This is a genomic window from Pseudomonas oligotrophica (assembly GCF_021726475.1).
Lineage (GTDB): Bacteria > Pseudomonadota > Gammaproteobacteria > Pseudomonadales > Pseudomonadaceae > Stutzerimonas > Stutzerimonas oligotrophica.
Map to the genome: position 1 here is coordinate 243760 of NZ_JAKJRU010000004.1, position 25426 is coordinate 269185.

General features: G+C 55.5%; 15 protein-coding genes. 8 read left to right on the plus strand and 7 right to left on the minus strand.

Translation table 11 applies throughout. From position 1 onward, the window contains the following. Positions 1–56 precede the first annotated feature (56 nt). Complete coding sequence (locus L3N39_RS10495) at positions 57–1046, plus strand: GlxA family transcriptional regulator (protein WP_237257275.1); 990 nt, start codon at positions 57–59, stop codon at positions 1044–1046. Positions 1047–1126: 80 nt separating this feature from the next. Beyond that, positions 1127–2311: an MFS transporter gene (locus L3N39_RS10500; RefSeq protein WP_237257276.1), complete on the plus strand. Its 1185-nt coding sequence runs from the start codon at positions 1127–1129 to the stop codon at positions 2309–2311. 41 nt (positions 2312–2352) lie between these two features. On the opposite strand, the gene L3N39_RS10505 is transcribed toward L3N39_RS10500, so the two are convergent. Next, entirely contained in the window at positions 2353–3540 is a 1188-nt protein-coding gene (locus L3N39_RS10505; RefSeq protein ID WP_237257277.1) for an MFS transporter, read from the minus strand. Positions 3541–3670: 130 nt separating this feature from the next. Further along, positions 3671–4312, minus strand: coding sequence for a cupin domain-containing protein (locus tag L3N39_RS10510; protein ID WP_237257278.1), 642 nt, complete (start codon positions 4310–4312; stop codon positions 3671–3673). Positions 4313–4845: 533 nt separating this feature from the next. Between L3N39_RS10510 and L3N39_RS10515 the strand changes: the two genes are divergently transcribed. From L3N39_RS10515 to L3N39_RS10530, 4 genes are read left to right on the plus strand one after another with little or no spacing between them, the layout of a single operon-like run. Continuing rightward, positions 4846–6099, plus strand: coding sequence for a tyrosine-type recombinase/integrase (locus L3N39_RS10515; protein WP_237257279.1), 1254 nt, complete (start codon positions 4846–4848; stop codon positions 6097–6099). 11 nt (positions 6100–6110) lie between these two features. After that, the gene (locus L3N39_RS10520) at positions 6111–7631 is read left to right on the plus strand and encodes a tyrosine-type recombinase/integrase (protein ID WP_237257280.1); all 1521 of its coding nucleotides are present in this window, start codon (positions 6111–6113) and stop codon (positions 7629–7631) included. Continuing rightward, on the plus strand, positions 7618–9735 hold the full coding sequence (locus L3N39_RS10525; RefSeq protein ID WP_237257281.1) for a hypothetical protein: 2118 nt from the start codon (positions 7618–7620) through the stop codon (positions 9733–9735). Before L3N39_RS10520 ends, L3N39_RS10525 begins: the two co-directional genes overlap by 14 nt. Positions 9736–9741: 6 nt before the next feature. Further along, complete coding sequence (locus L3N39_RS10530; protein ID WP_237257282.1) at positions 9742–10152, plus strand: hypothetical protein; 411 nt, start codon at positions 9742–9744, stop codon at positions 10150–10152. A 50-nt stretch (positions 10153–10202) separates the two neighbouring features. Here L3N39_RS10530 and L3N39_RS10535 read toward each other — a convergent pair whose 3' ends face one another. After that, on the minus strand, positions 10203–10763 hold the full coding sequence (locus tag L3N39_RS10535; RefSeq protein ID WP_237257283.1) for a hypothetical protein: 561 nt from the start codon (positions 10761–10763) through the stop codon (positions 10203–10205). Positions 10764–11216: 453 nt separating this feature from the next. Between L3N39_RS10535 and L3N39_RS10540 the strand changes: the two genes are divergently transcribed. Beyond that, positions 11217–11495: a helix-turn-helix domain-containing protein gene (locus L3N39_RS10540; RefSeq protein WP_237257284.1), complete on the plus strand. Its 279-nt coding sequence runs from the start codon at positions 11217–11219 to the stop codon at positions 11493–11495. A gap of 179 nt (positions 11496–11674) precedes the next feature. Next, positions 11675–14179: a nuclease-related domain-containing DEAD/DEAH box helicase gene (locus L3N39_RS10545; protein WP_237257285.1), complete on the plus strand. Its 2505-nt coding sequence runs from the start codon at positions 11675–11677 to the stop codon at positions 14177–14179. Between the two features lie 59 nt (positions 14180–14238). Here L3N39_RS10545 and L3N39_RS10550 read toward each other — a convergent pair whose 3' ends face one another. The 4 genes from L3N39_RS10550 to L3N39_RS10565 all read right to left on the minus strand — a co-directional run bounded on the left by L3N39_RS10550 (position 14239) and on the right by L3N39_RS10565 (position 25412). Then, positions 14239–16263, minus strand: coding sequence for a UvrD-helicase domain-containing protein (locus L3N39_RS10550; protein ID WP_237257286.1), 2025 nt, complete (start codon positions 16261–16263; stop codon positions 14239–14241). After that, positions 16260–18272 (minus strand): ATP-dependent nuclease, encoded by a 2013-nt coding sequence (locus L3N39_RS10555; protein ID WP_237257287.1) that lies wholly within the window; start codon positions 18270–18272, stop codon positions 16260–16262. The genes L3N39_RS10550 and L3N39_RS10555 overlap by 4 nt, the downstream gene beginning before the upstream one ends. Before the next feature lie 315 nt (positions 18273–18587). Beyond that, a complete protein-coding gene (locus tag L3N39_RS10560; protein WP_237257288.1) occupies positions 18588–19670 on the minus strand; it encodes a hypothetical protein in 1083 nt (360 codons plus the stop codon). 234 nt (positions 19671–19904) lie between these two features. Further along, complete coding sequence (locus L3N39_RS10565; RefSeq protein ID WP_237257289.1) at positions 19905–25412, minus strand: DEAD/DEAH box helicase; 5508 nt, start codon at positions 25410–25412, stop codon at positions 19905–19907. Between the last annotated feature and the right edge of the window lie 14 nt (positions 25413–25426).

Genomic DNA, 25426 nt, shown 5'->3' on the forward strand with positions numbered 1-25426 from the left:
TGCTGCCGAGCCAGCCGACGCGCAGACTTTGGCCATCGAACCCTGGAGCTGCCCCCATGAACCTGCCCCGCACCATCGCCTGCCTGGCCTTTGCGGATGTCATGAGCCTCGACGTGACCGGCCCGCTGCAGGTGTTCGCCTCGGCGAATGTCGAGCTGCAACGCCAGGGCAGGGCGCCGGCCTATCGGCAGTTGCTGCTGGCCGAGCGTTGCGAGCCGGTGACCACCTCGTGTGGCATCCGCCTGTGCATCGACGCCAGCTGGCGCGAGCTGGCGGTCGACCAGCTGGACACGCTGCTGGTACCCGGCGGGCAGGGCGTCGAGGCGCAGCGCCGCAACGGCGAACTGCTCGCCTGGCTGCGCCGGGCAGAAGGGTCGGTGCGGCGCCTCGGTTCGGTGTGCTCCGGTGCCTTGCTGCTGGCCGAGGCCGGCTTGCTGCACGGCCGCAAGGCAACTACGCACTGGGCCGACGTGCCGGCTTTGCGCGGCTTCGCCGGTATCGACGTGGAGGGCGATCGGCTGCACACCTTCGACCCGGACGATCCCCAGGCCGCGCATCTGTTCACTTCAGCCGGGGTCACTGCCGGTATCGACCTGGCGCTGGCACTGGTCGAGGCCGACCTGGGTAGACCATTGGCCCTGGCCGTCGCCCAGCGCCTGGTGATGTTCTTGCGCCGGCCCGGCGGCCAGGCACAGTTCAGCCCGTTGCTGGCACCTTCGGCCAGTGGGGTGCAGCGCCTGGCCCGGCTGCTCGAATGGATACCGGCGCACCTGGCCGAGGACCTGTCGATCGAGGCGCTGGCGTTCCAGGCGCACATGACGCCGCGCACGCTATGCCGGCTGTTCAAGCAGGAAGTCGGCATGGGGCCGGGGCGCTACGTCGAACAGGTGCGCCTCGAGGCGGCGCGCAGCCTGCTGCTCGATGGCCGCGCCTCGGTGGCCACGACCGCGCGCCTGACCGGCTTTGGCCACCCGGAGAATCTGCGCCGTACCTTCCAGAAGCACCTCTCGGTGAGCCCGAGCGAACTGGCCGAACGCTTCGGCTGAATCTTCCCCGTAACTGCACGGCTGCCGGCCGCGTCTGGCGGGCAGGCCGTGCGCGTCAGTCGGCAAGTCGGAGGTTGTCCATGCGAATCCCGCAGAGCGGTGCCCAGGTAATACGGCTGTTCCTCGCCCAGGCGATCTACTGGTCCTGCGCGATCATCGGCGTGATCCTCAATGCCGTGGCGGGCCTGCGACTTGCCGGCACGGCCGAGTTGGCGACGTTGCCGCTGGGGCTCCTGGCGCTCGGCTACCTGGCGAGCGTGCAGCCCCTGGCGCGGCTGATGCAGCGCCACGGCCGCCGCCGCGGCTTCATGCTCGGCGCACTGGCCGGTATCGCAGCCGGGCTGGCGGCAGCCCTGGCCGTGCAGCGCCACAGCTTTGTGCTGTTCAACCTGAGCATGCTGGTGTTCGGCATCTATCAGGCCTCGGCGATGTTCTATCGATTCGCCGCGGTCGAGGCGGTGAGCAGGGCCTTCCAGGGCCGTGCGGCCGCCTGGGTGGTGGGCGGCGGGGTGCTCGCGGCACTCTGCGCGCCGCAGCTGGCAGCGCTCAGCCAGGGGGCGCTGCCAACGCCCTATGTCGCCAGCTACCTGCTGCTGGCGACGCTGGCCGCGCTCGGCCTGCTGGTGGTCGCCGGGCTGGCCGGTGCTTCGGGAGGCGCGGTGTCGCAAGGCGCAAGCGTCCGGACGAGCTATCGCGAACTGCTTGGCCGGGCACCGGTCCGGGTGGCAATCGTGACCACTGCGGTCGGTCATGGCCTGATGATCCTGGTGATGAACGCGACGCCGCTGGCGATGCACGACTACGGCATGAGCCTCCAGGCCAGCGCCGACGTGATCCGCTGGCACGTGCTGGGGATGTTCCTGCCGGCATTCGTGGCCGGGCCGCTGATCGACCGCCTGGGCGACCGCGCGGTGGCCATCATCGGCGCGGTGGCCTTGGCGACCAGCGCCGCGGTGGCGCTGAACGGCGACGGCCACGGGGCGTTCCTGGTCAGCAGTTGCCTGCTCGGGATGGCCTGGAACCTGATGTTGGTCGCCGGCACGACCTTGCTCGGGAGTGGCCACGGCGCAAGCGAGCGAGCCAGCGCACAAGGCTTGATGGAGCTGGCGAACGGCGGCGCGGCGACGGCCATGTCGTTCGCCTCGGGGGCGCTGATCGCCAGTGTCGGCTGGAGCGCGGTCAACCTGGGCATGTTGCCGCTGGTCCTGCTGGTGCTGGTGATGCAGCTGCGCGGCGGGCTGGCCCGGCCGCGCGCGGTCGCCTGAGGCGCCGTGCCCAGGGCGGTCGGCCCTGGCCCTGCATCGTTTCAGTCGGCGGCCATCGCGCGAGCCGCCGGCCGGTGCACGAACCTCAGCCACAGCAGGCTGAGGATCGCCAGCGCCACCGGTGCGAGGATCATGCTGCACACCAGCGTCCAGCCGAAGCGGTCGAGCAGGGCGCCGGAGGCGAACGAACCGATCACCATAGAGCCGAACACCACGAAGTCGTTCACCGATTGCACACGCGGGGCCTGTTCGGTGCTGTGACAGGTCAGCACCAGCGCCGAGGCACCGAGAAAGCTCAGGTTCCAGCCCAAACCGAGCAGTACCAGCGCAACCCAGAAGTGCGCCACGCCCGTGCCCTGCATGCCGACCAGCGCCGCTGCGGCGATCAGCAAGAGGCCGGCGACGATGATGCGGTTGCTGCCGAAGCGGGTGATCAGCCGGCCGGTGAAGAAGCTCGGCAGGTACATCGCCACCACGTGCATCTCGATGCCGTGGCTCGAGTGCGCCCGCGAATGGCCGTGCAGCTCCATGGCCAGCGGCGCGGAGGTCATCATGAAATTCATCATCATGTAGCTGACCACGCCGCAGGCCATCGCCACGATGAAGGTCGGCTGCAGCAGCGCCGAACGGATCGGCACCGCATGGGTGCCGGGCGTGCGTGTCGGGCGGGGGATGCGCATGCCGGCCAGCACCATGGCCGCCAGCACCGCGGTGGCAGCCGCCGCGATGTAGGTCAGCGCATAGGCGTGCTGCGGCCAGGCGTCCATGGTCGCGTTGACCAGCTGCGGGCCGAGCACGCCGGCGACCACGCCACCGAGCAGCACCGCCGACAGTGCCCGCGGTTTCTCCGCCGGTGCGACGCATTCGGCGGCGGCGAAGCGGAAGGTCAGCACCACCGCCGCGTAGGCCCCGCCGAACAGCATGGCGACGCAGAACAGCGGGAAGGACTGGATGACCAGCGCCAGCGCCGCCAGCAGGCCCATGATCACGCCGCTCAGGTTGCCGAGCAGGAAGGCCGCGCGGCGACCGTAGCGATGGGTGAGGGCGCCGACCGGCAGGGTCGAGAGCGCCATGCCGATCACGAAGACGGAAATCGGCAGCGTCGCCAGCGAGGGCGCTGGCGCCAGCTGGTGGCCGATGATGGCGGCGGTGGCGTAGACCACCACCGAATTCGCGCCCGACAGCGCCTGGGCGGTCGCGAGGCGCGCGACCTGGGAATTGAGTGACATCTGGCTGCGGCTCCTGGGGCCTGTCCGGGGTGTCCAACCGGGCAAGTGTCGGTGTTGGTCCCGACGTTGCGCAAAAGAGATTTGTTCAACCGGGCACAAGTATTTCTCGTCTGGCCCAAGGCCAGGGACATCAGAGCCCCAGCGTCGCAGGCGCGTCCTTGAACCAGAAGCGCGCACCCCCGGGGCCGGCCTGCGCCTTCAGCGGCTCGCCGGCAGGCAGGCGCATCCAGCTCCATGGCCCGAGGCTGAAATCCGCGCCGGCCAGGTGGCCTTCGAGCAAGAGCAACTCGAGGCCGCGCGGGTTGGGCTGCTCGATCGTGGCCTGTGGCGCCAGGGCCTGGACGCCGACGCGCTCGTGCCGGTTCTCGAACAGCGCCTGGCTGCCCGAGGCGTCGAGCATGGTCACGCATTGTTCGCGGTCGCGCGGATGGAACTGGCGCAGCCGCACGAAGATCACGCAGCCCCCGGTCGAGCCCGGCGCATGCTGGCTGCCAGGCGGATTGCGCAGATAGCTGCCGGCCGGGTAGCGACCATGCTCGTCTTCGAACACGCCCTCGAGCACGAGGATTTCCTCGCCGCCGCCGTGTTCGTGCGCGCTGAAATGGCTGCCGGGCTGGTAGCGCACCAGCGAGGTCGCGCGCGCCTGTTCGCCACCAAGCCGGTAAAGCAGGCGCCGTTCGACGCCAGCCAGCGGGCTGGCAAGCCAGGGCAGCCGCGCACCGTGGGCGATGGCTCGTTCGTGCAGTGCTGCGTTGACATGTTCGGGTATCACGGTTGCGATCTGCCTCATGGACGGCGAAGTTCGCGTCCAGCGTAGAGCTGGAGGCGTTGCTGGCTGGCAACAGCCGGGCGCCTGGGCGTCAGGCGCCAGTGTAGGCCCGATGGTTGCCGATGGTCAGCCTGGGTCGTGCAGAACCAGTTTGGCCAGCGGCTTGCGTGCGTGATCAGGCAAAGAAGCGATGCGTACTGCAGCACACCTGAACAGCACAGAGCCCGAAGATTGCCGATAACCTGCGGCCAGCCTGGAGGCGACTGACGCGGGCTGGCCTGGAGCTTGGCAAACTGGCGGCGCGGGCTTCGGGGGCCGCTAGCGACAACTCAGCCAGGGCGGAACCTGTGGTGACTCGGCCGGATCGCCGTACGTCATACTTCGCATAATCTATATTATGTTAAACCAGATGCTATGTTAGAAATGTTCATGAGCCTCGTAAGGCACTGATTCGACAAATTCGCTTCTGACGTCCACTCTCTCAACAGGCCATGTCCTTTGTGTTCATGGCGAGTCATTGCATGAGATGACTGCCAATGAAGCTGATTCAGTGTCGTTTCTCGTCCGGTCAGCGCGTGCCACTGCTTGTGCAGGATGGTCTAGCAACGCCATTGCCCAAGCTAGTCCCATTCATCTACGTCCAGCTCAAGCTCAGACATCGCGCATACAACACTGCCGCAGCGCACCTGCGTGCGATCCAAGCTTTCTACACCTATGCCAAAAGCCGGGAGCTGGATATCGATGAGGCCATCTTGGCCTGCCACTTTGAAGCGATTCTGGCGCTACTGGACGGTTACGCCCTTTGGCTCCAAAGCGGCCGTCAGGCCGATAATCTGGTCGCCCGAATCGGCACAGCTGCAATGGCATCTTTTCCCCAGATCGATCCGCGCACCCGTGACCAGTACCTGCGGCTGTTGAAGCAGTACCTGTCCTGGTGTGTCACCCGATACATCCCGCGCGCTCGTCAGAACTCAACCACTCTGGCTAACATCGAGGTGGCATTTGCAGATGTCGCCGACGTCATTGAACGACGCTTTGAGAGCTATATCATCAATGTCCGTCCCGACCACATTCGTTACCGAAGCCTGACAGATACCCAACTCCAGATCATCCGCACACTGATTCGCCCGGGCGCTGCGGAGAATCCGTTTCCGGAACGATTGCAGTTGCGCAATTGGCTAATGATTGAATTGTTGTTGGAAACCGGTATCCGCCGCGGAGAGCTTCTTAAGCTCTACACCACGGATATCAACCAGGGTTCTCAGCATGCCTATGTCAGCATCAATGATCGCGAACATGACCCCGGCGACCCGCGCGCTGAAGAGCCTGCGCTGAAAACACACGGACGAACCGTAGGTATCTCCGCGCAGTTGTATGAGGTCTACGAGCGCTATATTCAGGGCGAACGGCGCCCTCTGCGTGACGGCAAACCGATGAAACTGTTGTACCGTTATCTATTCATCTCTGACAGAGGCCGCCCGCTGTCGATTCGCGCATTGTCTAACGTACTCGATCGCCTGTTTCTGACCATTGAACTGGCTCATCCTGGGTTGTTGCTTACACTTTCCGCGCATGACTTTCGCCATACCTTCGCCGACCGTTTTCTGGCTTACCTAATCGAGCAGCGTGGGCATGACCTCGAGCGCGCAACGGACGAGCTTCGACGTGTCTGCGGTTGGTCTGAGACTTCGGCGATGCCACGCCGTTATGCAAATCGCTATCTAGCGGAATCGGCCAACCGCCATAACGCGCAGCGCGCCTCGGCAGCCTGGAGCCGTCTTGACAGTTAAGGGGGGTCGCCGTGACCGAATCAGCCGATCAAGAACACGCTTCACCCTCCTCCTCTTTTCCGGCCTACGTGTTCGAGGGCCCGGCTCAGGTTGCGATTCGAACTCGTACCAATGATCAGCCAAAGTACGTCGATACCCGTTTGCCGGTGTGGACGTGGTACGACGGTGGGCTCGCAATGACAATCGATTGGGCTGCGCTCCATCTGAATCCTGACATCATGCAAATTGCCAAAGCGTTCGTTGCATATGCACTCGAAAAGTACGCACCGGTGACGGCATTCAAAGCATCCGGAGTGTTTGGACGGCTAGCTGAAAGCGATATCTCATCCAAGTTTCCTTGGACGAGGCAAGAAGTGGTCACGACAGTAAGTGCATGGACAAAATTTCGCGAGAGCATCATTTTTTTTAGAACTTTTTACCGGTGGGCCCTTGGTCGAGGAATATTGGGCTTCGACAAAGAAACATATCTCGCACTTAAAGAAATAAAGACAAGCCGCCTTGATCCGTACGAACGTATATTCCTATCCCAGTCCGGCTTAGCCCTTGATGAAGAGATTCGACTCCTTAAGCGCATTGAGCGAGAGCTTTCATCTGATTCTTGGGAGGAACTCCAGTTTAATATAGTTCTTCACTTAGGGTTCGAACTCGCGCCGAGGTCGATTCAATTTCATTCGCTAGACATTACGGATTTTGAGTTCGTTGAAAGCGCTGATCATGAGAAGTACTACACCCTGTGGCTACCCATGGCTAAAAAGGTCGGCCAGCGCAGACCTGAGCGACGCCCTCGTAAAATAACCACCCGCCTGGGTGAGAAAATCTCACGGCACATTGCAGAAGTTCAACGACGCTTTGGTAGCGACTGCGAACCACTATTTGTCAGCCGTCGTGGAAAGCGCCTTTCGGTTCAAAAAATCGGTTTAGGCCTCAAGCATGAGCTTCTTGAAGCAGGGGTAGAAAAGCCGAACCAGGTGAGCATGTTGCTGCGTCATCATCTCGGACAAGGTTTGGCGGATCAGGGAACTCCGGCAGACATGATTGCTGATCTACTCGGCCACAACAGCACCGTTGCAGCGCGTGCTTATGTGACAGCAACTCCCAATATTGCCCGGATCAAAGAGAAAGCGCTCGGTAAGAGCCCTTCCTATCAGCGCATAATGCGAAGTTTGCTAACCGGGGAAGTCGTGCAACGCAGAGATACGGCTCCCGAAAGAGCGATCCGCGGCGTCATCGATACGCAATACATCGGGGATATAGGTGCTTGCGTCCTCCCTGTCCACACTCACTGCCCCTACAATCCCGTCTATGCCTGCTACACCTGCAAGAAGTTTCACCCCTTTGCTGACGGTCGCCATGAGCAGGTGAGAGAGGCGCTTCAACGAGAGGCCCAGCGGTTCATTGATATCGCAGAGCAAGCCGGTGATCTCATTCACAACCGCCCCCTCGCCCAGCATCAGACAACCATCCTGGCGGTAAGCGCTACGATCGAGCGCTGCCGGCAGCACACAGAGGATGCCGCAGATGGAGCTGTCTAATGCAAGGCAGAACCTCGAAAGATTTATTACGCAGGAACAGGCGATTTTTCGGTCATTACCGATTTCAACACAGTGGTCGGAACCACTGTGGGAAATCGGTAATTGGCTACCGCAAAGAGATCCTGGCAAACATACACTTACCTTCGAGACCCACCGACAGTCCCTCGAGAAGACAGGTTATCCTGCCCCGAACAAGGGGCCACTCCCCTTCGCATTTCAAGACTTTAGCAAGGCCTTGATTGTATATCTGCAGCGCACGCGAAATCTGAAGTTTTCGATGGTGGTTGCATACAATATTGTCGTCCGCCGACTCTATAATCCATTGTTTGAGCGCGGCGTATCTGACCCCGCACTATTGACGCAGGGCGATTTCGACCGTGTCGTAGGCTTTCTCCGTGAGAGTGGCTACAAAAATTTTTATGACGCAATTTCTTATCTACAAGTAATCGCGGATACGATTGATAACCACCAGTTAACCGAGATCGCTATACATTTTGAGCATGATGCGAGACCAGAGAAACGCCGCCACGATTATATTTCATTGCATGATCCAGATCGTGCGGTAAAACAGCGAAAATCTAATGACCGGTTACCTTCTCTCGAGGCGATGGAAGCGTATGCCCTATGCTCGAATAACCCCGTCAGTGAGGGCGAGGAAATCTTGCTGCGTGTGATCGACTTATTGATCGCAACAGGGCAACGGGGTAATGAGGTTGCTGTCATACCCTTTGACTGCTGGGTAGAAAGAAATATCAAAGATAGTGAAGGAAATATTGTAGTTGATGCTCACGGCAAGCCTATTCTTGAGTGCGGAATAAGATATTTTGCAGAAAAACAATTTCAATCTCGAGTGCATTGGCTAGCGGAGAGCGATATTCCTCTAGCGAAGCGTGCAATTGAGCGATTAAAGGCACTGACATCAGAGCAGAGGGAAATTGCGATTTGGCAAGAAAACAATCCAGGGCGTATATGGAAATACCCGCCAGAAGAACTATTAACGGACGATCAGGTCATGGAATGGCTGGGTTTTAGTAACGAACAAGAATACGGCAGAAATCTTTATTTATATTTATCCCGCAATGGAATTTTTCCGCATGGCAGTGAGTCGCCCGTTCAACGAGGGAAAATAAAGCGGCGGAGATACTTGGCAGGTGAAATTGAACGTCTGATTGCTCCAAAGCTTAAAGCACACTCGGTGCTTACAGAATATAGCGCGGGTAAAAATCGTATTGTGCTCAGGACCAGCGAAACACTTGCGATCTGTTTTGACGGTCAGTTCCGATTTGGCGGCCGTGATGAGAATGTATTTCGAGCTATCCCGCGGCGTGTAACTCTCGTTGACATTAATCGGGCCCTTGGAGCAGATCCCAGGTGCCCGTCTATCTTTGCTCGACGCTCATTGGTTGAGGCAGATGGTTCGCCAATTTGTTTGACCAGTCACCAACCACGGCACTGGCGCAATACCATCTATCACCTGACAGGCATGAGCGATGTCCAGCAGGCTCTGGCGCTGGGACGAAAACGCTTGGAGCAAAATAAGTATTACCAGCATTCAACTATCGAAGAGGACACCACTGCTCATCAGGGGTTTTTAACGTTTAACAGTTATCGTGACCGCATTGACTTTCTTCATACAGAAATCAGAAAGGGGACGATCCAAGGGGCTCTAACCGACAGCTATCATGCACTCTTGCAGAGCAAGGGTATGACTACTGCTGAAACTTTTTTGACTGTTCACGCCACGGCGTTACATATCACTCCGTTTGGCGGTTGTGTCCATGATTTTTCACAGGCGCCCTGCCCTAAGCATCTGCAATGCTGGAATGACTGTTCACATCTACACATGCTGGGAACACCATCAGAGAAGAAGAATCTCCAAGAGCAAGCGGATAGGCTGGCGGAATCCATCATCATTATGCGCAACGCTGGTAGCGGTGAGGCTGGCAGTGACGTCTGGCTGGAGGATCAGGAGCACAAGCTTAAAAATTTGCAGAAAGCACTTGCAAGTGATGTTGGGAAGGGAACACGCCAGGTATTTCCTTCAGGCCGCCCTATCACTGCTTCCAAGGAGACTCAGCGGCGAAGCTCAGTTTCAGAGGAATAGAGACTTATGGTTAAACAGAAATTATTGAGAGGGGCTGCTCTGGATGAGGCTATTGATGCCCTCCTCGCCGAGATGATCAGTTTGGGGCTTGAATCTGCACCTATATCACGCTCCGAGGTACAAAAACGCTTGGGTTTAACGAGTCGTGCAACCTTGGTGGGTAAGCGGGGTGAGAGCATAGACCGAGCTAGAGTCGCACAACTAAAGGAAAGTGGCAAAGATCCTGACCGCGAACGCCGCCGCAGGACTTTTGAGGAGCGGATAAAGTACCTGCAGTCTGAGAATGCTGACTTGATCAAACAGCGTGATCAACTCTTTGAGGCTTTATGTTTGATTTCTCATCGTTGCTTGGTGAGGGGGTTAGATGTAGAGGAAGTCCTCGCGCCGCTGCGTAGGCACTCAACCGATAGCACGTGAAAGTCGTACGTATAGAAGTTGCTGGAACACACATATGGACGCAGGCCGAGTTATTCGGAATAGCCTGTTTTCTTTCCTGTTGCTGCTGCAAAGTGCCGAGTCTGGTACTCAAGCAGGCTTTTCATCTGTATAGTTATATCGCCCTGAAGACCCCACTCGAATGCTTTTTTATCTAGCTTGTACTCTTTAAATAGTTGCTCGGCTGCTTTTGAGGGTGGAGTGCTTTTTAATCCTGCTCCTTGCAGCTTAACTATATCTCTCAGCAGCTTTGCTTTGTTGCGACTCAAGCATGGAAAGCTAATCATCCTATCTACAAGATACATAGCTCTTCTCGCTTGCAAAGAAGTTAAGCGCCCGCTTGTCAGTTCTCCATTGATTAGCTTTTCAATGTCAAGATCTCCATACCAAAACTCTAATGCGAGCTCCTTCAAAAGCTCAACGGAGGCGTTACTTGGATGGCTGCTATAGAACCTCCTAAAAAGAGATAAAAATTCCCCATCTGTTTTGCAACCGACATCCATAAATTCTCCAGTAATTCGGTTAGGGCTTTTTATATATCCCTCTATGCTTTGTTGATTTCTTCTTTTGAATATGACCTTCGCAATATTCATTGCCACCGACCACCCGATATATGTACGCTAGATGCTTACCGTGGTGGTCCTGCACCTCGCTCAGACTAACTAGCTCTTCCATTTTCCAATTCAAGCTTTGATTTAACCAGCCAGGGCTTACTAGCTGGACCCTATCAATCACAGTGCTGGTGCCGCCATCTTGACTCAGGAAATCCTCAAACAGATGGATGTCCGCAATCAGTAGCATTCTACGCGTTGACAGTTCAGTACCTGTTTCAAGGCAGGAGACATATAGCCATGGACAATGCAGAGCCTGCTCAATGTAGCGCCATACCTGGACTCCCTCACGAGAGAGCGTAGTGACGTCAAAACCGCTTATCTCGGCTTGCTTATGCGTTCTGAACATAACCATCGCCCCCAAAATGAACACTATAGATTGTAGCCCTAAAGGGCGCGAGAAGGCTTCATCGCTTATTTTGCGAGATGAGCAAAATGGAGCTGAGAAAGGCCTTTGGCCAGGCTTTGAAACGAACCCGAACCAGCCACGGCCTGACGCAGGAAGATTTCTCCGAGGTAAGTAGCAGAACCTACCTGAGCACCTTGGAAAGGGGATTAAAAAGTCCAACGCTCGACAAGCTTGACGAAATTGCGGCAGTTATGGATGTGCATCCAGTATCCTTGCTGCTTTACACCTATGCCCTCCAACGCCCTGATCAGAGCATTGATGAGATTCTTCGTCGTGTTCGCAAAGATCTTTCAGAGCTTTCGTGAGCCTTATCGAAACATAATTCGACGCTGAAATATCGTACAATGTGTGGACGTGGCCGCATAAATGCCTCCAGCTAATGAGGTAGCTAAGCCATGCGATCTGATGAAATCAGATAAGGCTTATAGCAATATAATTCTTCCCCATTTAGCCTGAATTGCGGGCGAGTTTTTGGTGTTGCAAAATGGCAAAGATGATACCTAGTCAAGGTGCCATTGATACAAACAGCTTTGGTGAAAGTACAGTATTTTCTTTGCTGAGAGACGGCTTGCCTGAAGAGTATACGGTCATACATAGCCTCCCGTGGCTCTGTTCTGCGATTAAAAAAATTGACTCCAGTTTCGCCCCAACTGGAGAGATTGACTTTCTTATCATTCATGAGGACCTTGGTGTACTCGCGCTGGAGGTTAAAAGTGGCGCCTACCGTGTTGAGGGCTCTATTTTTGTACATGTGCGCTCTCAAAGAGCATCCAATCCGGTTATGCAGACTCGGAAGAACTCTCACGGGCTAGCGAGATGGCTCGGCTGTGATGAGAGTTTACGGATAAGAATCGGATACGGCTTCGTTTTCCCGGACAGTAGTTTTGGAGAAAACGACTTAGGCCCAGCTTTAACTGATCGCAGCACGCATCTGCCTTCCAAGATCTTTGTGCAGCATGATGAGATGAGCTCCCTATCATCCAGAGTTGTCGATATCATGGCATATTGGAAGGCCGCTCTTAATAACCCTCCCCTTGGGAGGGAGAAAGCAAATGCTATCTTATCCGCCCTATGTCCACAGTACGATGGAACCCTGGCATGGGGAGCAAGAATATTATTCGACAATCATATGTGGTTACGGCTGACTAAAGAGCAGGCCTCGGCTGTTGAAAGAGCGCTTAATAAGAACAAAACAGTAATTACAGGCTGGCCGGGTACAGGGAAGACACTCATCGGAATAGAGGTCGCCAGAAGGCTTTCGAATGAAGGGAAAAATGTTCTATTCCTTACATTCAATTCTTTGCTGGCGGAAAATATTAAGCTTCAGCTAAAGGATGCTGGAAGTTGTACGGTGTCGACCTGGCACACATTCTGCCATCAAGCGAAGAAAAAGATTGGCGTAACTTCAGATGAAAATATTGAGCCACAGGATTGGTTTCAGAATCAATGCTGTGACGACCTTGCCCAAGCAATAAAAAGGGGGCTTATAAAACCCTACGATGCAATAGTAGTCGATGAGGCGCAAGCTTTTAATATTGTTTGGCACAGGACTCTGCTTGGCTGGCTGGGCGATAAGCCCGCTATTTTCTTTGCTGATGAATCACAAGTTTTTTCTTTTGAGAAAAACACGACAGAAATATTGAGCTTGTGCAATGAGGCAGGCATTAAGTCACCATATTATTTGACTTCGGTCATTAGAATGCCTAGAAAAGTGACAAAACGACTAATTGAAGCCAGGGAGTGTGACTATCAACTACACATTCCGAGGCCCGAAGAGGACGACACTCTAAGAGAGATACTGACTGACGACTGGGTAAATGATATCAGTTTGCAGGTTCAGAAATTGTGCCTAAGAGGCATAGCAAAGGAAGATATATTGATTTTAACTCGACTTGAACCGTCTGAGTACTTTAGAAATCTTGTCAGTAACTTAGGGGTAAGACATGCGCTAGTTAGCCGCTATAGGGGGTTGGAGTCCCCTGTGGTGATCATACTCGGCTGTGATAAAATGAGCGACTCTGAGCTATTCTGTGCCTATTCTAGGGCCACTACTCTCTGCATAGCAATCTATATGATAGAAACCCTCACATGGAAGATTGAGGGTGCATTTCAAAACATCCTTGCTAAGGATGACGTAAATGCACGAAAAATAGATCGCGCATATAATGATTCTCTCACTACAAATATTATCAATCACGAAAATGACGCGATAAAATACAGCCTGCATACAGTCGATCTATACTGGTCGAAGTCTTGGGGCAGCTGGCTTGTGCATATCCCCTCCGAGGGAGGTGCGCATGAATTATGGGCTGATTATTTAGTGCAAAATTGGCCGTGGAAAGTGTATGCATGGAGTGGCGATGCGCGCCGAAAGATTAGCCTAATACTAAAAGACGATGATGAAGGAGAGTCGTACGTAGGAAGGCTTTCTTATAAGCTTTTTTATTGTGACGATTGCAAAGAATATACCCCGCACCACATTCATTCAGAGGAATGCAGTTTCTGCAAGAGCGGCAATTGTCTCGCTAGCTCGCAGGATTTTACTTTAGAAAGCAATGTAGTTTCTACCATATCTATGTTGGATGAACTAATTTATAGAAATCTCAGCTATCAAGTGTCTCCTGATAAAGTCGAGCTACAAGTGCTGCCCCTCCCCTTGGCCGCAATGGGCGCCAGGCTGTATTCTGAGCAACGAGCAAAGCAATTTAATGAAGATCTACTAGCCTTGCCACCCGGCAAGTATTTTTACCGCTCCGCTCTCGCGTTTGTTCAATCAAGAGCCCTACTACTAAAGCCGGGGAAGATGATTTCACACAAAAAACTTGCAGGCGAGCTGTATAGTCGTTACGAGGACTTAAAGGTTATAGATGGAGCTTCATGGCAAACAAAAATAGCGCAAGCCCTTTCTACGCTATACGGGAAGGGGCTCATAGCAAAAATTGATAGGGGGATTTATGGTCCTCCAGACAGTTCAAATGACAGTCTATGAGTAGTTGCTCAAACCCTGCCCTTGACTCAGAGCTAGAACATGTAGAGTCTGCGCAGCCGTTAGCTCCCAAGCGAGTCATCTCGGTTCAAATGGTGAACCGTCCAACCATGCGCCTGTAGCTGTTCTAGATGCTGTTGGGCTTTCCTCTCGTTGCCAAGCGAGCTTTTTCGTATAGCCAAGCACAGCAAGTGGCTGGGGCGGGTCATGGCAACGTACATTTCCATCAGTCGCCTGCGTTTGCCGTCGTTATCACAGTGCCCCCCGTTGACGTACTTCCCGCTGAGCCACGGCATCAACGCTTTGAGGAAATGGGTACGGTTGTAGGTGTCCAGGATAAGGGTGGCAGCATGTGTTTCGCCCTTTGCTACGTGGATTGATCCCAGTTTGATATCGACATGCCGCTCCTGGTAATGATAGCGGTAGTGGTTAAACGCTGGTGCGAGCTGCCCCGCTGATTCGGTGTCTTCAACGGGAGCTGCATGCCACTCGAGGAAGCGCATTGCATCGGGTTGGTCGCGCTGGCCGCCACCGATGAGAACGCCCAGTTCGTCGATGAACCTGACCCACGAAGTCCACGCAGCTTGGTCGATCTGCTCGTCCTGACATAGCAGACGATCAATCAATTTGCGATAGATGCGTAAGCCTCTAGGGGTGAGCGAGAGCATCCCATCCAGTTGACGATGGATACGGCTTTCTGCTCTAAGCGGTACTGGCGGCGACTGCAGATTTGCCAAGTGTATGAGTCCCGCACCTATGCGTTCCAGCCCTGCATGCATTGTGTTGCCCAACCTGGCTCTTTGCTTGGCCGTTCGGAAATAGTCAATCAATGATTCTGGACGGTGAGTGGTGGGATGCTTGGCGGTCACGTAGGGCTCCCAATAGTGCCCCACGGTTCTCGGGCTCAACTTATCCTGAGGATCCCGCTCAATTGTTTTGTGTACAGCCCCGAGCGCAGATACGGCGCAGGAGGCAATTACATCCGAAGGCACGTGCTGTAGGACAAGCTCGCCGTAGGCGCTGAGTACGCCAGTAGCATCATCGTCTGGAAATACAAACACCGTATGCGGGATGGGAGCGGCTTGGGCCTCGGAGGCACGCTTGCCCTGCAGGCCGGTGGGTAGAATGGGGGTGTATGCAAAGCGACAGGCCAGAGAGGCAATCGAGCCGTCGAATCGAAAGCTGTCGGCAATTGCAATGCTGCGAGGCGAATCGGGGAAGCTGTCGTCGCCAGCCTCGTCACCATGCTCAAAGATCGCCTGATTCGGATCGCCAACTCGCACCACGCAGATGCTCTCATTGTCGCGACGGAAAATCTGAGACAGGAGCTGATTTTGCTGGCGAGAGGTGTCTTGCATCTCGTCCAATAGGATGCAGGGAAAGCGTTCCTGCAGTGTCGCGGCTACCGAGGGCTGTCGGCTCAGCAATTCCTGAGCGATAACGAAGATATCGTCGTAGCAGAAGTAGCCTTCACGAGCGGCGCTGCCGACAGCTGACGCCGCGAGTCGGTACATCCGCGTGTCTTTACCGCAGGGAAAGGTCTCCAGATCCAATGGCGCTGAGAAATCCATGGAGCTGAGGGTCAAGCGTTCCAAACTGGTAAAAGACCTCTCAAGGTAGTTGTTGAGCGTCCGATACTCTTTTAGGGTCAGCGCCCTTCGCCGTGCCGAGTGCGTGAGGTCATCATCAATCGCTGTAAGCGGGATACCCGCCGAGTGGAGCCAAGGCTTTGCCAGGAAGCGACTGACGAAACCATGGATGGTATCGATATAGTGTGGGTACTGGAGTAGGCGTTGCCCTACCGCCGTGCCTCCCAACCGCCGTTGAATTTCTTCTCGGGCCACATTGGTGTGCGATAGCACGCACAACCCCCTCGTTGAGCTCTTCCAGCGCCGCGCCAGTAACGCTAGCTTTGCCACGATCAGGGTAGTTTTGCCACTCCCGGGACAGGCCGAGACGTCTCGAGTTTCCCTGACCTTGAGGAATTCACGACGGGCTTCATCGAGCGGTTTGAGCTGCATCAGCTCGCAGACCCAGTCAATGTCTTCATCGGTAACCGGGGCGACCAGATCAGTGAAAGGAATCATGTCTCTCCTCCACCTAGATCCTGGCTGATGCTTCCAGTCGCGAACTCAATGGCTTGGATCAGGTACTGAGGCAGGAGCGTGTGCAGTTGGTCGGCGGTCAATTTGCCTGACTGTTGACGATCCGTCAGCAGGTCTGCCAGGTACTGCGCCGCGATCGCTTTCGATGCGCGTTTGCTGGAAAACATCTCGTACACATGGGATGCGAGCTCCTCTTTCGATGAGGTGCCGACCGCCAGTTTATCGTAAGCCTCGCTGGCTTCCTGCTGAACGACCTCTAGCGTTTTTCGATAGTCGTTCAATGGATCATCATTCGCTGCGCAGGTGGCGGCGATATAGAGTTCCTTCCCCAAGCCCGCATAGGCCAGGTCATACTCGAGCGTCCACTCATCAGCAACGAATGTCTGGACGTTTTGCCCGTCGCCGTCTTGCAGCTTTTTCCGCAGCGCTTGAAGACCTTGAGCTTGTGCCTGAGTATCGCTTCCGAAGTCGCGTTTGGCCCGCCACTTGCGGCGAGTGCTCTGCCAGGCCTTGTCGTCATCACCGTCGACCTTGCCCAGAATCAGGGGGGCGCAGTCAGGCATGACGTCCAAGTCTGAGATACAGGCTACCGGTATGCTCAACAAGCCCCGCGCGGGATCACTCCGCTGGAGAATCCGAGCATACCTGCCTAGTCCCGTGCTTCCCACATTGACAATCGAGACGCCATGCTCGGTCAGATCTTTCCCCAAGAGAGCAGCTAGCGTTGGGATCAGAATGGCCTCTGCCGGCCCCTCCACGATCATGACGCCTTTTGCAAAGAAGAGGTTTGCCTTCGTCACGTCCAAGAAGCGAGCAAGGAACCGATAGTCCCCAGCGTCCAGCTTGGTTGCCTCTTGGGCTAAAGAGAAAGCCTGTTGATTACGGATGAGTACCAGGTTCTCGATGGGTATTTTGGAGCTGAGGTTTGGGCTGTGTGTCGACAGGATCACTTGCACAGCGCGCTGCCCTTGCTCTTTCGGCTTGGCCGCCGTATCTAGAAACTGCATCAGGCGAAGCTGGCGCTGAGGATGCAAGTGCGCTTCGGGCTCCTCGATCAGTAGCAAGGGAAGTCCTTCGGGTTCCTTCCCTAGGAGCAGCAGCTCACAAGCCATGAACAAAATGTTGTTGGAGCCCAACCCGTATCTGCCGCGTGCCACGCCGGACTGGTTATCCAGCAGCCCCAGTTCCAAGCGTTCAAGGATTTGCCGCAGCTTGGTAATCTCTGTGGCTCCCTCGGCGAAGCTGATATGGCTACTGAGGTCTTCACCCGCCATAGCCAGCTTACGCAGGTATTGATCATTAATGGCTGACTGAGCGCTGGTGACTCCGGGGTGTGCATTGACCAGGTGCCGAAGCAGGTCGGACATCCCGGCGAGGCTCAGTGATTGCGCATCGACAAGTTGTGCAGGAGGCTGGTCTTCCTTGAAGGCATCCCCGACACCAATATCAGGGAAGCTATATAGGATCTGCGACAGTCGTGAACCGCGACCAGACGACATTTCTCGTTCAGCGTCTCGCAAGGGCCTCAGATACGCAGTTGCGAGCAGTTGTCGTGCTCCTGCGTCGAGGTTCGGACCTGTGCCGGACTGACCAGCCCTGACACTGATGTCGACCCAGCGCCGGGCGGCAGTGGAGTCGCTCAGTCGCCGAGCCCTCCACTGAACATAGAGTACGACTTCTGCCCCCTCATAACTCAAGTATTCCGCGAATGCGCCCCGATCCTCTGGCGCAAGGTCGGAGAATCTGCAGACAATCTCAATTTCGGTTTTCTGAACCCGCTGCGGGGTGATGTGGAAGTCTTCAGGTTGAAGCTTGAAGTAGTCTGCATCGCGCGTTTGCAGGACAAGGCGAATTGCATCCATGATCGCCGTTTTACCCGCATCATTTTCGCCCACGAGTGCCGTCACACCCCGGTTGAACTCAACGCTGAACGGTGTTTTCCCATCACCAAACTGACGAAAATTCTTGATGGTCAGCTCAGACAAATACATCCTTGCTCCTTGCGTATGATCCATTCGCGGCCTGGGGCGGCACACGAGCATAAATTGAGCATGCACTACCTGAAGGTGAGCCGCCAAAGATAGAGGCAAAGCGCCATTCTGGCCTGCATGCTAACGCAACTTGGCGGTGGCTGCTGATGCATGAGTTTGGCTCATCCAGGCGGGCGCACGGATCGCATCACCTTGGTCTGCCCCGGGCTGAGTAGACACTGACTTAAGCTGGATAATGTCTGCCACAAGAAGTGTTCATGACCCAGAGCAGACGACGGTTTCCCGAATCCTTTGCATATCGACCCAGGCAGCGGTCTACGTTCTATCCTGCTCGGATTTTAGGACCTGCACGCCGTGGACGTCAGGTGTTGCGCAAAAGGCTTCTAACGCAGCGGCGTTAACGCAAATTTTGTTGTATCCGGCAAGAAATTCGTAGCTATTTACCATGAGGAGTGCATTCACCCCCGTGGCCACCCTAGCCCTGGCTTGTTCTCGTAAACTTTCATCAAAGCCATGTTCCCTCATCACTCTGTCCAATGTGACATCAACAAACGCGTGCTCAAGTGCGATAATACAGTTCTTGGACACGTTCATATAGGTGAGCGGTCCACTTCCGGAATCTTTAACCACCCCAGTATCCGTGAGTAGCGCACATCGCTCATCGAACACAGCGACGAATATAGTTGTGGAGAACTCTGGGGCTATAAAAAATTCATTTATAAAGCCGTCCAAGTGGGATGCCTTGTCATCCCTATCAACGTAGAGAAACAGTAGCAACAGGCGAATCCACTGCTGGTACTCCCTCGACGAAACGCCGTAAGTCTTGCAGATGTACGCTTCTTCAGCGGAATTTTTTTCGGCTAGTGCCAAATACAGCGCAAGCGCACCAGATTTATCGAGGGAGTAATCTAAGAAGGTATCGAACTGCTTCAACACCACCTTGATTTTGTGAGGGTTTCTCAGCCAGTTCATTGTTTTATAGGTATAAATGAATTTGACGTGACCGAGAAATTTCTCAAAATCGAATCCTTCTAAATCCTTCAAATAGATTTTAGATTGCGTATCCAGACATTCTCTAACGCCGTTGATCATTGCAAGTAAGCTGGACACATGCTCAGGATAGGGAGCTTCGTAACGTTCGAACAAGCGCTCAAAATTCAACCGGTCTTTCTCGCCTGTCCGCATGAAAGTAAACAGGTCCTGAAACTCAAGGTTTCTCCAGATCTGAGTCTTTCCTTTCAGATGAATGGTTGGTGTCTTTCTATCGACAATCGAAAAGCGATAGATTTCAGCTTTTTTTGACTGAGGATCTGCCGAGCAAGAGTTCAGCCGCTGCTCGGACCGTGAAACGAAATGCTGGCTAGCGGTGGGGTTTATGAAATCGTCAAGACTCGTCATATCTGGCCTTTGGATACAAAGAGTGGGGAGTATGCCGCCATGACGGATAAATGGCGCCCAAAGAGAAAGGAACGAGTGTGCCCTGATTCATCACAGACTGAAATAAGTTGGCGCCCTACTCAAGCATCTAGGATGCCAAGCTTATGTCTGGCGCCCCGCCGCAGGTGATATCTCACGAAATGACCCGCTCAGTCACGCACCGTACCTAACTGAGCGGGTGGCTAAGTTCCAAAGCTACGCTTTGAAAAGTGCTTGAACTTTCAACTGAGCGCTCGCGAGATCCGAGCGTAACAGGTAGTCGTTGAGCCCGATCACCGCGTGAATGCCTGCCGTGCCGGCGCTGGGTTGCTGGCGCTCAAGGTTATCGATCAGCCCCGGGTAGCAGCCAACCGCCACCGTTTTACCCTGTTGTTCAACCAGCAAAGGCGCAGACGGAGTGGGGGCAACCCTACAGGCATATCCCGCTAACTCAAGGCTGGCTCGAAGCTGAGCGAGTTTTACCAACTGGCCGGTGGCCGATGAACAGGCTGGAACCTCTCCTCGTACCGCGTAACGCAAGAGCATTGCACCCAAATGCCGATCAAGGCGGTGCTGAAGGTGTTGGTTATGGAAGTGGTTGAGGCATTCTGTGCATGAGATCTCACATGTGCAGTTTTCCAACAGCTCAAGCGTCGCGTCTAGTACCTCATCCATGTGCCGCGCTACGATCTCCGCGTACCCTGCGCCCCCTGACAACGTGTCGTACAAAAATATATCCAGGATACGGGCGTCATCCTGCAGCGCAGGCTCAATCCTAAAACCAGAGCCGAACTCGGCAGGGTCCAGATCCAGTTGCCGATGCCGACTGGCCGCTAGCCGTAGCGCCTCTGCAAGTGAATGCAAAGCATCTTCGAGAATATGCAAAACCACCCCGTTTACCGTATCGGTCACGATCGGTTCTGCGATTTTGAGACGTAACAGCAGAAGATCCGTGTCGAAGTGATGGCCCAGCAATACACGTGCAAACTGGCCAGAGCACTTCGGCGGTGTTCCTTTGGGGCCGAGTTGCTTGTAGGGACGGTCATGTGGCCCCGCGTTCGCCTCTGGATCAAAGACTGAGGCATGGCCGCACTCCATGCAGACTGAAAAGCCCCCTTCCCCTGTACCTTCCTTGCCTCGGTTTACCGTGACGAGCGTGCGGTCGATGGCATGTGTGTAGCTCGCATACGGACCACAGGCAGAAAAGCTGAAAATCTCCGGATCGACGGGTTGCGGCAATTGCGCCATCGTCGCGTAGGTGATTTCCTGTTCGCGGTCATTTTCCGGCAAATCAGCGGCGCCCTCCGGCCCGAACACCTCTGGCACAATCATCTGTTCAGTCACCAACTGTTGGCCACAGACGGGACAGGTCATCTGTTCTTTAGCTGAACGATTGGGGTCACGCACGAACGAGCAAGCTTTACAGTGCGTGTGCGGTTTTTTGTTCTCGAAGAGGGGGCCTGCACGATTTACGACACCCGCTGGTAGATCTGCAAAGACACCGCCTGAGCGATAGGTTTTCTTGTCAATAACGATGAGGCGCCCCGGGGCGTACTCGCTCAGGGCTTTGATGATCGACTGTTGCGGGCGTTGCACTGTCCGCACTTCCCAACGATCCCGTGTGTTTTTGCTCAACTTTTCAACGAGAAAGCTGCAAAGACTGGTCGGGAACGCGTAGCTGGGGAGCAATCCGTGAAAGAACAAGAACTCCAGAAGTTCCGCCTGTTCGATACCCGATGTGGGATATTCTCCATCCTGCATACCTTGTTCAGCGACAACTTCATGCGTCGTAGTCGCTTCGACGGTTGTGCCCAGCTTCTTGAGTTCCTCAAGCAAGCCTTTACTGGTATCGGCTAGCCATTCCATCAATGAAAGCCCGCGGGTATCCAAGCCCGGCGGTAGCCAAGCGACAATGGACTCGCGCAGATCGCCGTCACTGGCCAGCACCCGGCGAGCCACCCAAGCTTCGAAGCTGTTCAAAGTGGGGCCGGTTTGCTCGGTGCTGCAGAAGAAATCCTCAGTCGGCCCCAGTGCTTTGAGCAGCGACGAGTTTTTCTCAGTCAACGCACCGGTGCATTGCGCCATGATTTCATGGAAAAAAGTCTGGATCAGGTACGCGTGAAGATGCCGACGGGCGATTTTCGCATTATCGATCTTGACCTCCGGTGTACGAGGTGGACCTGCCACGATACGTGCTGGGTTCAAGAAGTAGTGGCTGTCATGTGGACCATTCTGTGAGTAGGTGACTACGGTAGAGACCGACGAACCGCGCCGCCCTGCCCGACCAGCGCGCTGCTGGTAGTTTTCCCGCTGCGGAGGGACGTTTCGCAGAGCTACTGCCACCAACGAGCCGATGTCGACGCCTACCTCCATCGTCGTTGTGCAACTGAGTACGTCGATCGGGCGATCTCGATCCTCGATCAGTACGTCTTGGAACCGCATCTCATAGAGTTCTGTGGTCGCATGCACCCTGCTACGGTCACGGTTCGACAATTGTGCGGTATGTTCTTCGACGCTCATGTTGGACAGCTCTGCTCCGGGCGTTAGGGCCCTAGCCACTGGAAGTCGCCAGAAGTTTTTACGCGCCGTGACATAGTCGCTGTTCTTCGGATCGAGGGACGACGCTGCGTCGCTGCCGCACGCCAGACAAACCTTGCCCGCCAAGGCGAAAGGCATCAGCGCAGTGCAGTCAGCGCATTGCGCCCAACAGTGGGCTAAGTCGACAACAACGGCTAAGGAGTCAGGCACCAGGAACCAGGCACCCTCGAATTCTTCCGCCAATTGATCTCGGAAGATCGCTTCAACGCGCTGTACAGCCTCACTTGACCAACCGAAATGATTGATCAGACTCTCCTTCAATAATTTCCCAAACTGACCGTTGCTGCCCCAGGCTGAGTTTGCATAACCGGCTGCCTTCCAGCGATAGACCGACTCAATGGATTTGTCGAAGGCATACTCCTGCAGCATCGAGTCAATCCACCCTACCGCTAATTCACGGACGTTCGCTTCGCTGATCGCGAGCCCGGCCGTCGACAAGTCCTGGCTGAGTTTTCGCAATTTCAGAGGGGTTGGCTCAACGAAACCGACCATTGTCCCCGTCAGTGAGTAATAGTTGCCGCAAAGAAGTTTGAGTAGGGCAATCTGGTAGCGCGCCGGGATTTCCTGTGGCGTAAAATTCGCTCCAATGGCTTCCACTAGGTCGGAATCATAATTGTCATCAAATAATTTACGTGCACTCTCGACTCTTCTCGAATCACCGCCATCGAACATCGGCAGGTCGTGCTCGGTCAACACGGAAAGGAAGGCTAAATAGAGTAAGGCCGTGGGCTTGGCGGGTTTTTCTAAATCCATGAGTTTGTGACAAGCCAATGCGACAGCCTGTCGAAACACGTCGAGTTCAATATCGCGTGGAATATCACGTGCTAGCCGAGCGGCTTTTTGCCGGCCGTCTGAGAAAATCAACACCTTCCGCCCGGCGTTCGGGTGCCGTTTATCTTTGGCTCGACTGGCGGGTTGTTTCGCCATTTGCGTCCGGACGAGCGCAGTGAACGGCGCCTCCCCCTTGGTGAGGTGATCCATGATTTTCGATGGGGCATCTTTGGCGTTTTTGATCTTACGCGTACAGACCGGGCAATGATCAAAAGTCAGATTGCCTGCGTCCGCCGCCTTGTCCGGTACACGGACCCTCCGGAACCCGGTTTCGTCGCTCGGCTGTTCATTCAAGAGCTTGCCACTGGCCATATGTAGCCATTTCTCGATATGTCGGCTGCGAGGATGGACCGCGTGCTCCACGCACAACTCTATCGGCATCAGCGTAGAAACCGCACCGTCGGATAACGGGCCACTGGGCTGGTGCCAAACGAAGTCCTGGTCCTCGTTTACAAAGCCACGTAAAAAAGCGGCTCCGCAGTCACGATGTGTGAGCAGTTCATACACGCGGCCATTGGCCTCGCAGCCACACTGGGTTGAAGGTTTCGTATACAGACGGCCCAGGATAGTGGGACCGTCGTGATGGCCTAAGCGCTTGGAGCAGGCAGGGTTCACGCAAGCGAACAGGCCAGGCAATCCGCGATGGAAGAGGTGCAGGCGTGTCGGCAGCAACACCCGGCCATCCGTGCTCCGCTGTGCGTAGCTACCCAGTGCCAAGAGCGCGTCGGTGGCTTTTTCCGCGTGGACCGCCGTGTGATTGCCAAACAGCCGATCACTCAGATCGTCTAGTCGAACCGCACGACCCGATACCGCGGTAATCAAGTTTTCCAGCGGTTCGAATCCCGTGAGACGTTCGAACAACCAGTTGCGAAACGCAGCATGATCCCCGCGCGGCGGTAGGCTCCAGCCGAGCCGATGGGCGAGTTGCGCCGCAGCTTCAGTAGCCGCATTGAGGTCCTCGGCCGAGCGTTGAAAATCCGCCAGATTGAAATCTGCCAGCGCCTCAAGCTGTGCTACTGGCGCTGCCTGTGATACGCAACGTTGCTCCGGTGTCCCCTGGATCACCCTGACGCGTCGTGGCGATGTGTCGGCCAACCCCGTCAAGTCCCGCGCAAAACGCTCGCCATCAACCTCGGCGGTGTCTGCGGGGCCCAGACTCGCACTGGTCATAATGCATCGCATGCGTTCTCGTGGAATGTCGAGCCGCGCGCAGAGACGCCGGATCAACAAAGCCACCTCGGCTCCACCGGCCCCCCTGTACATATGCGCCTCGTCCAGAACGAGGATAAACTCGTTGCGCGGGTCCGCTTTGAGCCATGCCTTCGTCTGATCAAAGATATCGCGCTCGATCGGTCGCATGAGCATGTATTCGAGCATGGAGTAGTTGGTGATCAATAGCTCGGGACAACGCGCTTGCATTTCATGGCGAGTCATCATCTCGCGATCAGTGGGCTGGGTCTGAAGCCGGCCCGCCCAATGCTTTTTGGTGAAGTTGTCGCCCTTCTTCTTCCCCGATGCATAGGTCTTGGTTTCAATGGCTGCGGCGCCGTAGAACCCCTCCAAGTCCTTGCTCGGCCAGCGCCCGATCCTGACCAGTTCATCTTTCACGGCAGGCTTCACGGCCACTTTGTTATAAAACTCTTCAAACAGCGGCTCTATAAAGCGCTCGTCGCGTTCTTTGGAGCGCTCTCCCGGGTACGGGGTGCGCCCGGTATAGCTACCGAAACGGATCGGCTGGGAGCGGCTTTGAGTCAAGATCGACGATGCCTCAGTGTTTCCTATGAGGCGTCGGATCCGCGCCAACTGGTCATTGACCAAGGCGTTCATGGGGTAGAGCAACAGCGCCCGACAACCCGGCAACTGCGCTGACTGGGGCCGCTCCTGCCCCTCAATCGCCAATTGACCAATGATTGGCATAAGAAAACTTTCGGTTTTGCCGGAGCCGGTACCCGTTGCAACAACCAGATCCGCTGCCTCGGCACCTAAAAACGCCGTGAGCGCTTGCGATTGGTGCTCGTAGGGACGAGGGTAAAGCCCGAGCCCCATGAGCGACAACTGGGTGAGCGTATCGGAGGCAATCTTCGGAATAGCGAGTTGATCGAACGGATCGCCTACTTTGTAAACCGCCGTCGCTTCCACATAAGGCATCTGGACAATAGTTTCAGGGCGTAGCAGCAGAGCATGACGCTCTCTGACGAGCCCTTCATCACGAATATGGTATTGTGCTTCGATGTATTGGCGAAGGCTATCGGCCAAACTTTTCGCTGTCTCGTGAACACCCGATGCTTCATTCATTGAAATCCCTCCCA

Bases quoted from the DNA above. Each gene is read 5' to 3' on its own strand.
- L3N39_RS10495 (WP_237257275.1), top strand. From the start codon at position 57: ATGAACCTGCCCCGCACCATCGCCTGCCTGGCCTTTGCGGATGTCATG.
- L3N39_RS10500 (WP_237257276.1), top strand. From the start codon at position 1,127: ATGCGAATCCCGCAGAGCGGTGCCCAGGTAATACGGCTGTTCCTCGCC.
- L3N39_RS10505 (WP_237257277.1), bottom strand. From the start codon at position 3,540: ATGTCACTCAATTCCCAGGTCGCGCGCCTCGCGACCGCCCAGGCGCTG.
- L3N39_RS10515 (WP_237257279.1), top strand. From the start codon at position 4,846: ATGAAGCTGATTCAGTGTCGTTTCTCGTCCGGTCAGCGCGTGCCACTG.
- L3N39_RS10525 (WP_237257281.1), top strand. From the start codon at position 7,618: ATGGAGCTGTCTAATGCAAGGCAGAACCTCGAAAGATTTATTACGCAG.
- L3N39_RS10530 (WP_237257282.1), top strand. From the start codon at position 9,742: ATGGTTAAACAGAAATTATTGAGAGGGGCTGCTCTGGATGAGGCTATT.
- L3N39_RS10535 (WP_237257283.1), bottom strand. From the start codon at position 10,763: ATGAATATTGCGAAGGTCATATTCAAAAGAAGAAATCAACAAAGCATA.
- L3N39_RS10540 (WP_237257284.1), top strand. From the start codon at position 11,217: ATGGAGCTGAGAAAGGCCTTTGGCCAGGCTTTGAAACGAACCCGAACC.
- L3N39_RS10545 (WP_237257285.1), top strand. From the start codon at position 11,675: ATGGCAAAGATGATACCTAGTCAAGGTGCCATTGATACAAACAGCTTT.
- L3N39_RS10550 (WP_237257286.1), bottom strand. From the start codon at position 16,263: ATGATTCCTTTCACTGATCTGGTCGCCCCGGTTACCGATGAAGACATT.
- L3N39_RS10555 (WP_237257287.1), bottom strand. From the start codon at position 18,272: ATGTATTTGTCTGAGCTGACCATCAAGAATTTTCGTCAGTTTGGTGAT.
- L3N39_RS10560 (WP_237257288.1), bottom strand. From the start codon at position 19,670: ATGACGAGTCTTGACGATTTCATAAACCCCACCGCTAGCCAGCATTTC.
- L3N39_RS10565 (WP_237257289.1), bottom strand. From the start codon at position 25,412: ATGAATGAAGCATCGGGTGTTCACGAGACAGCGAAAAGTTTGGCCGAT.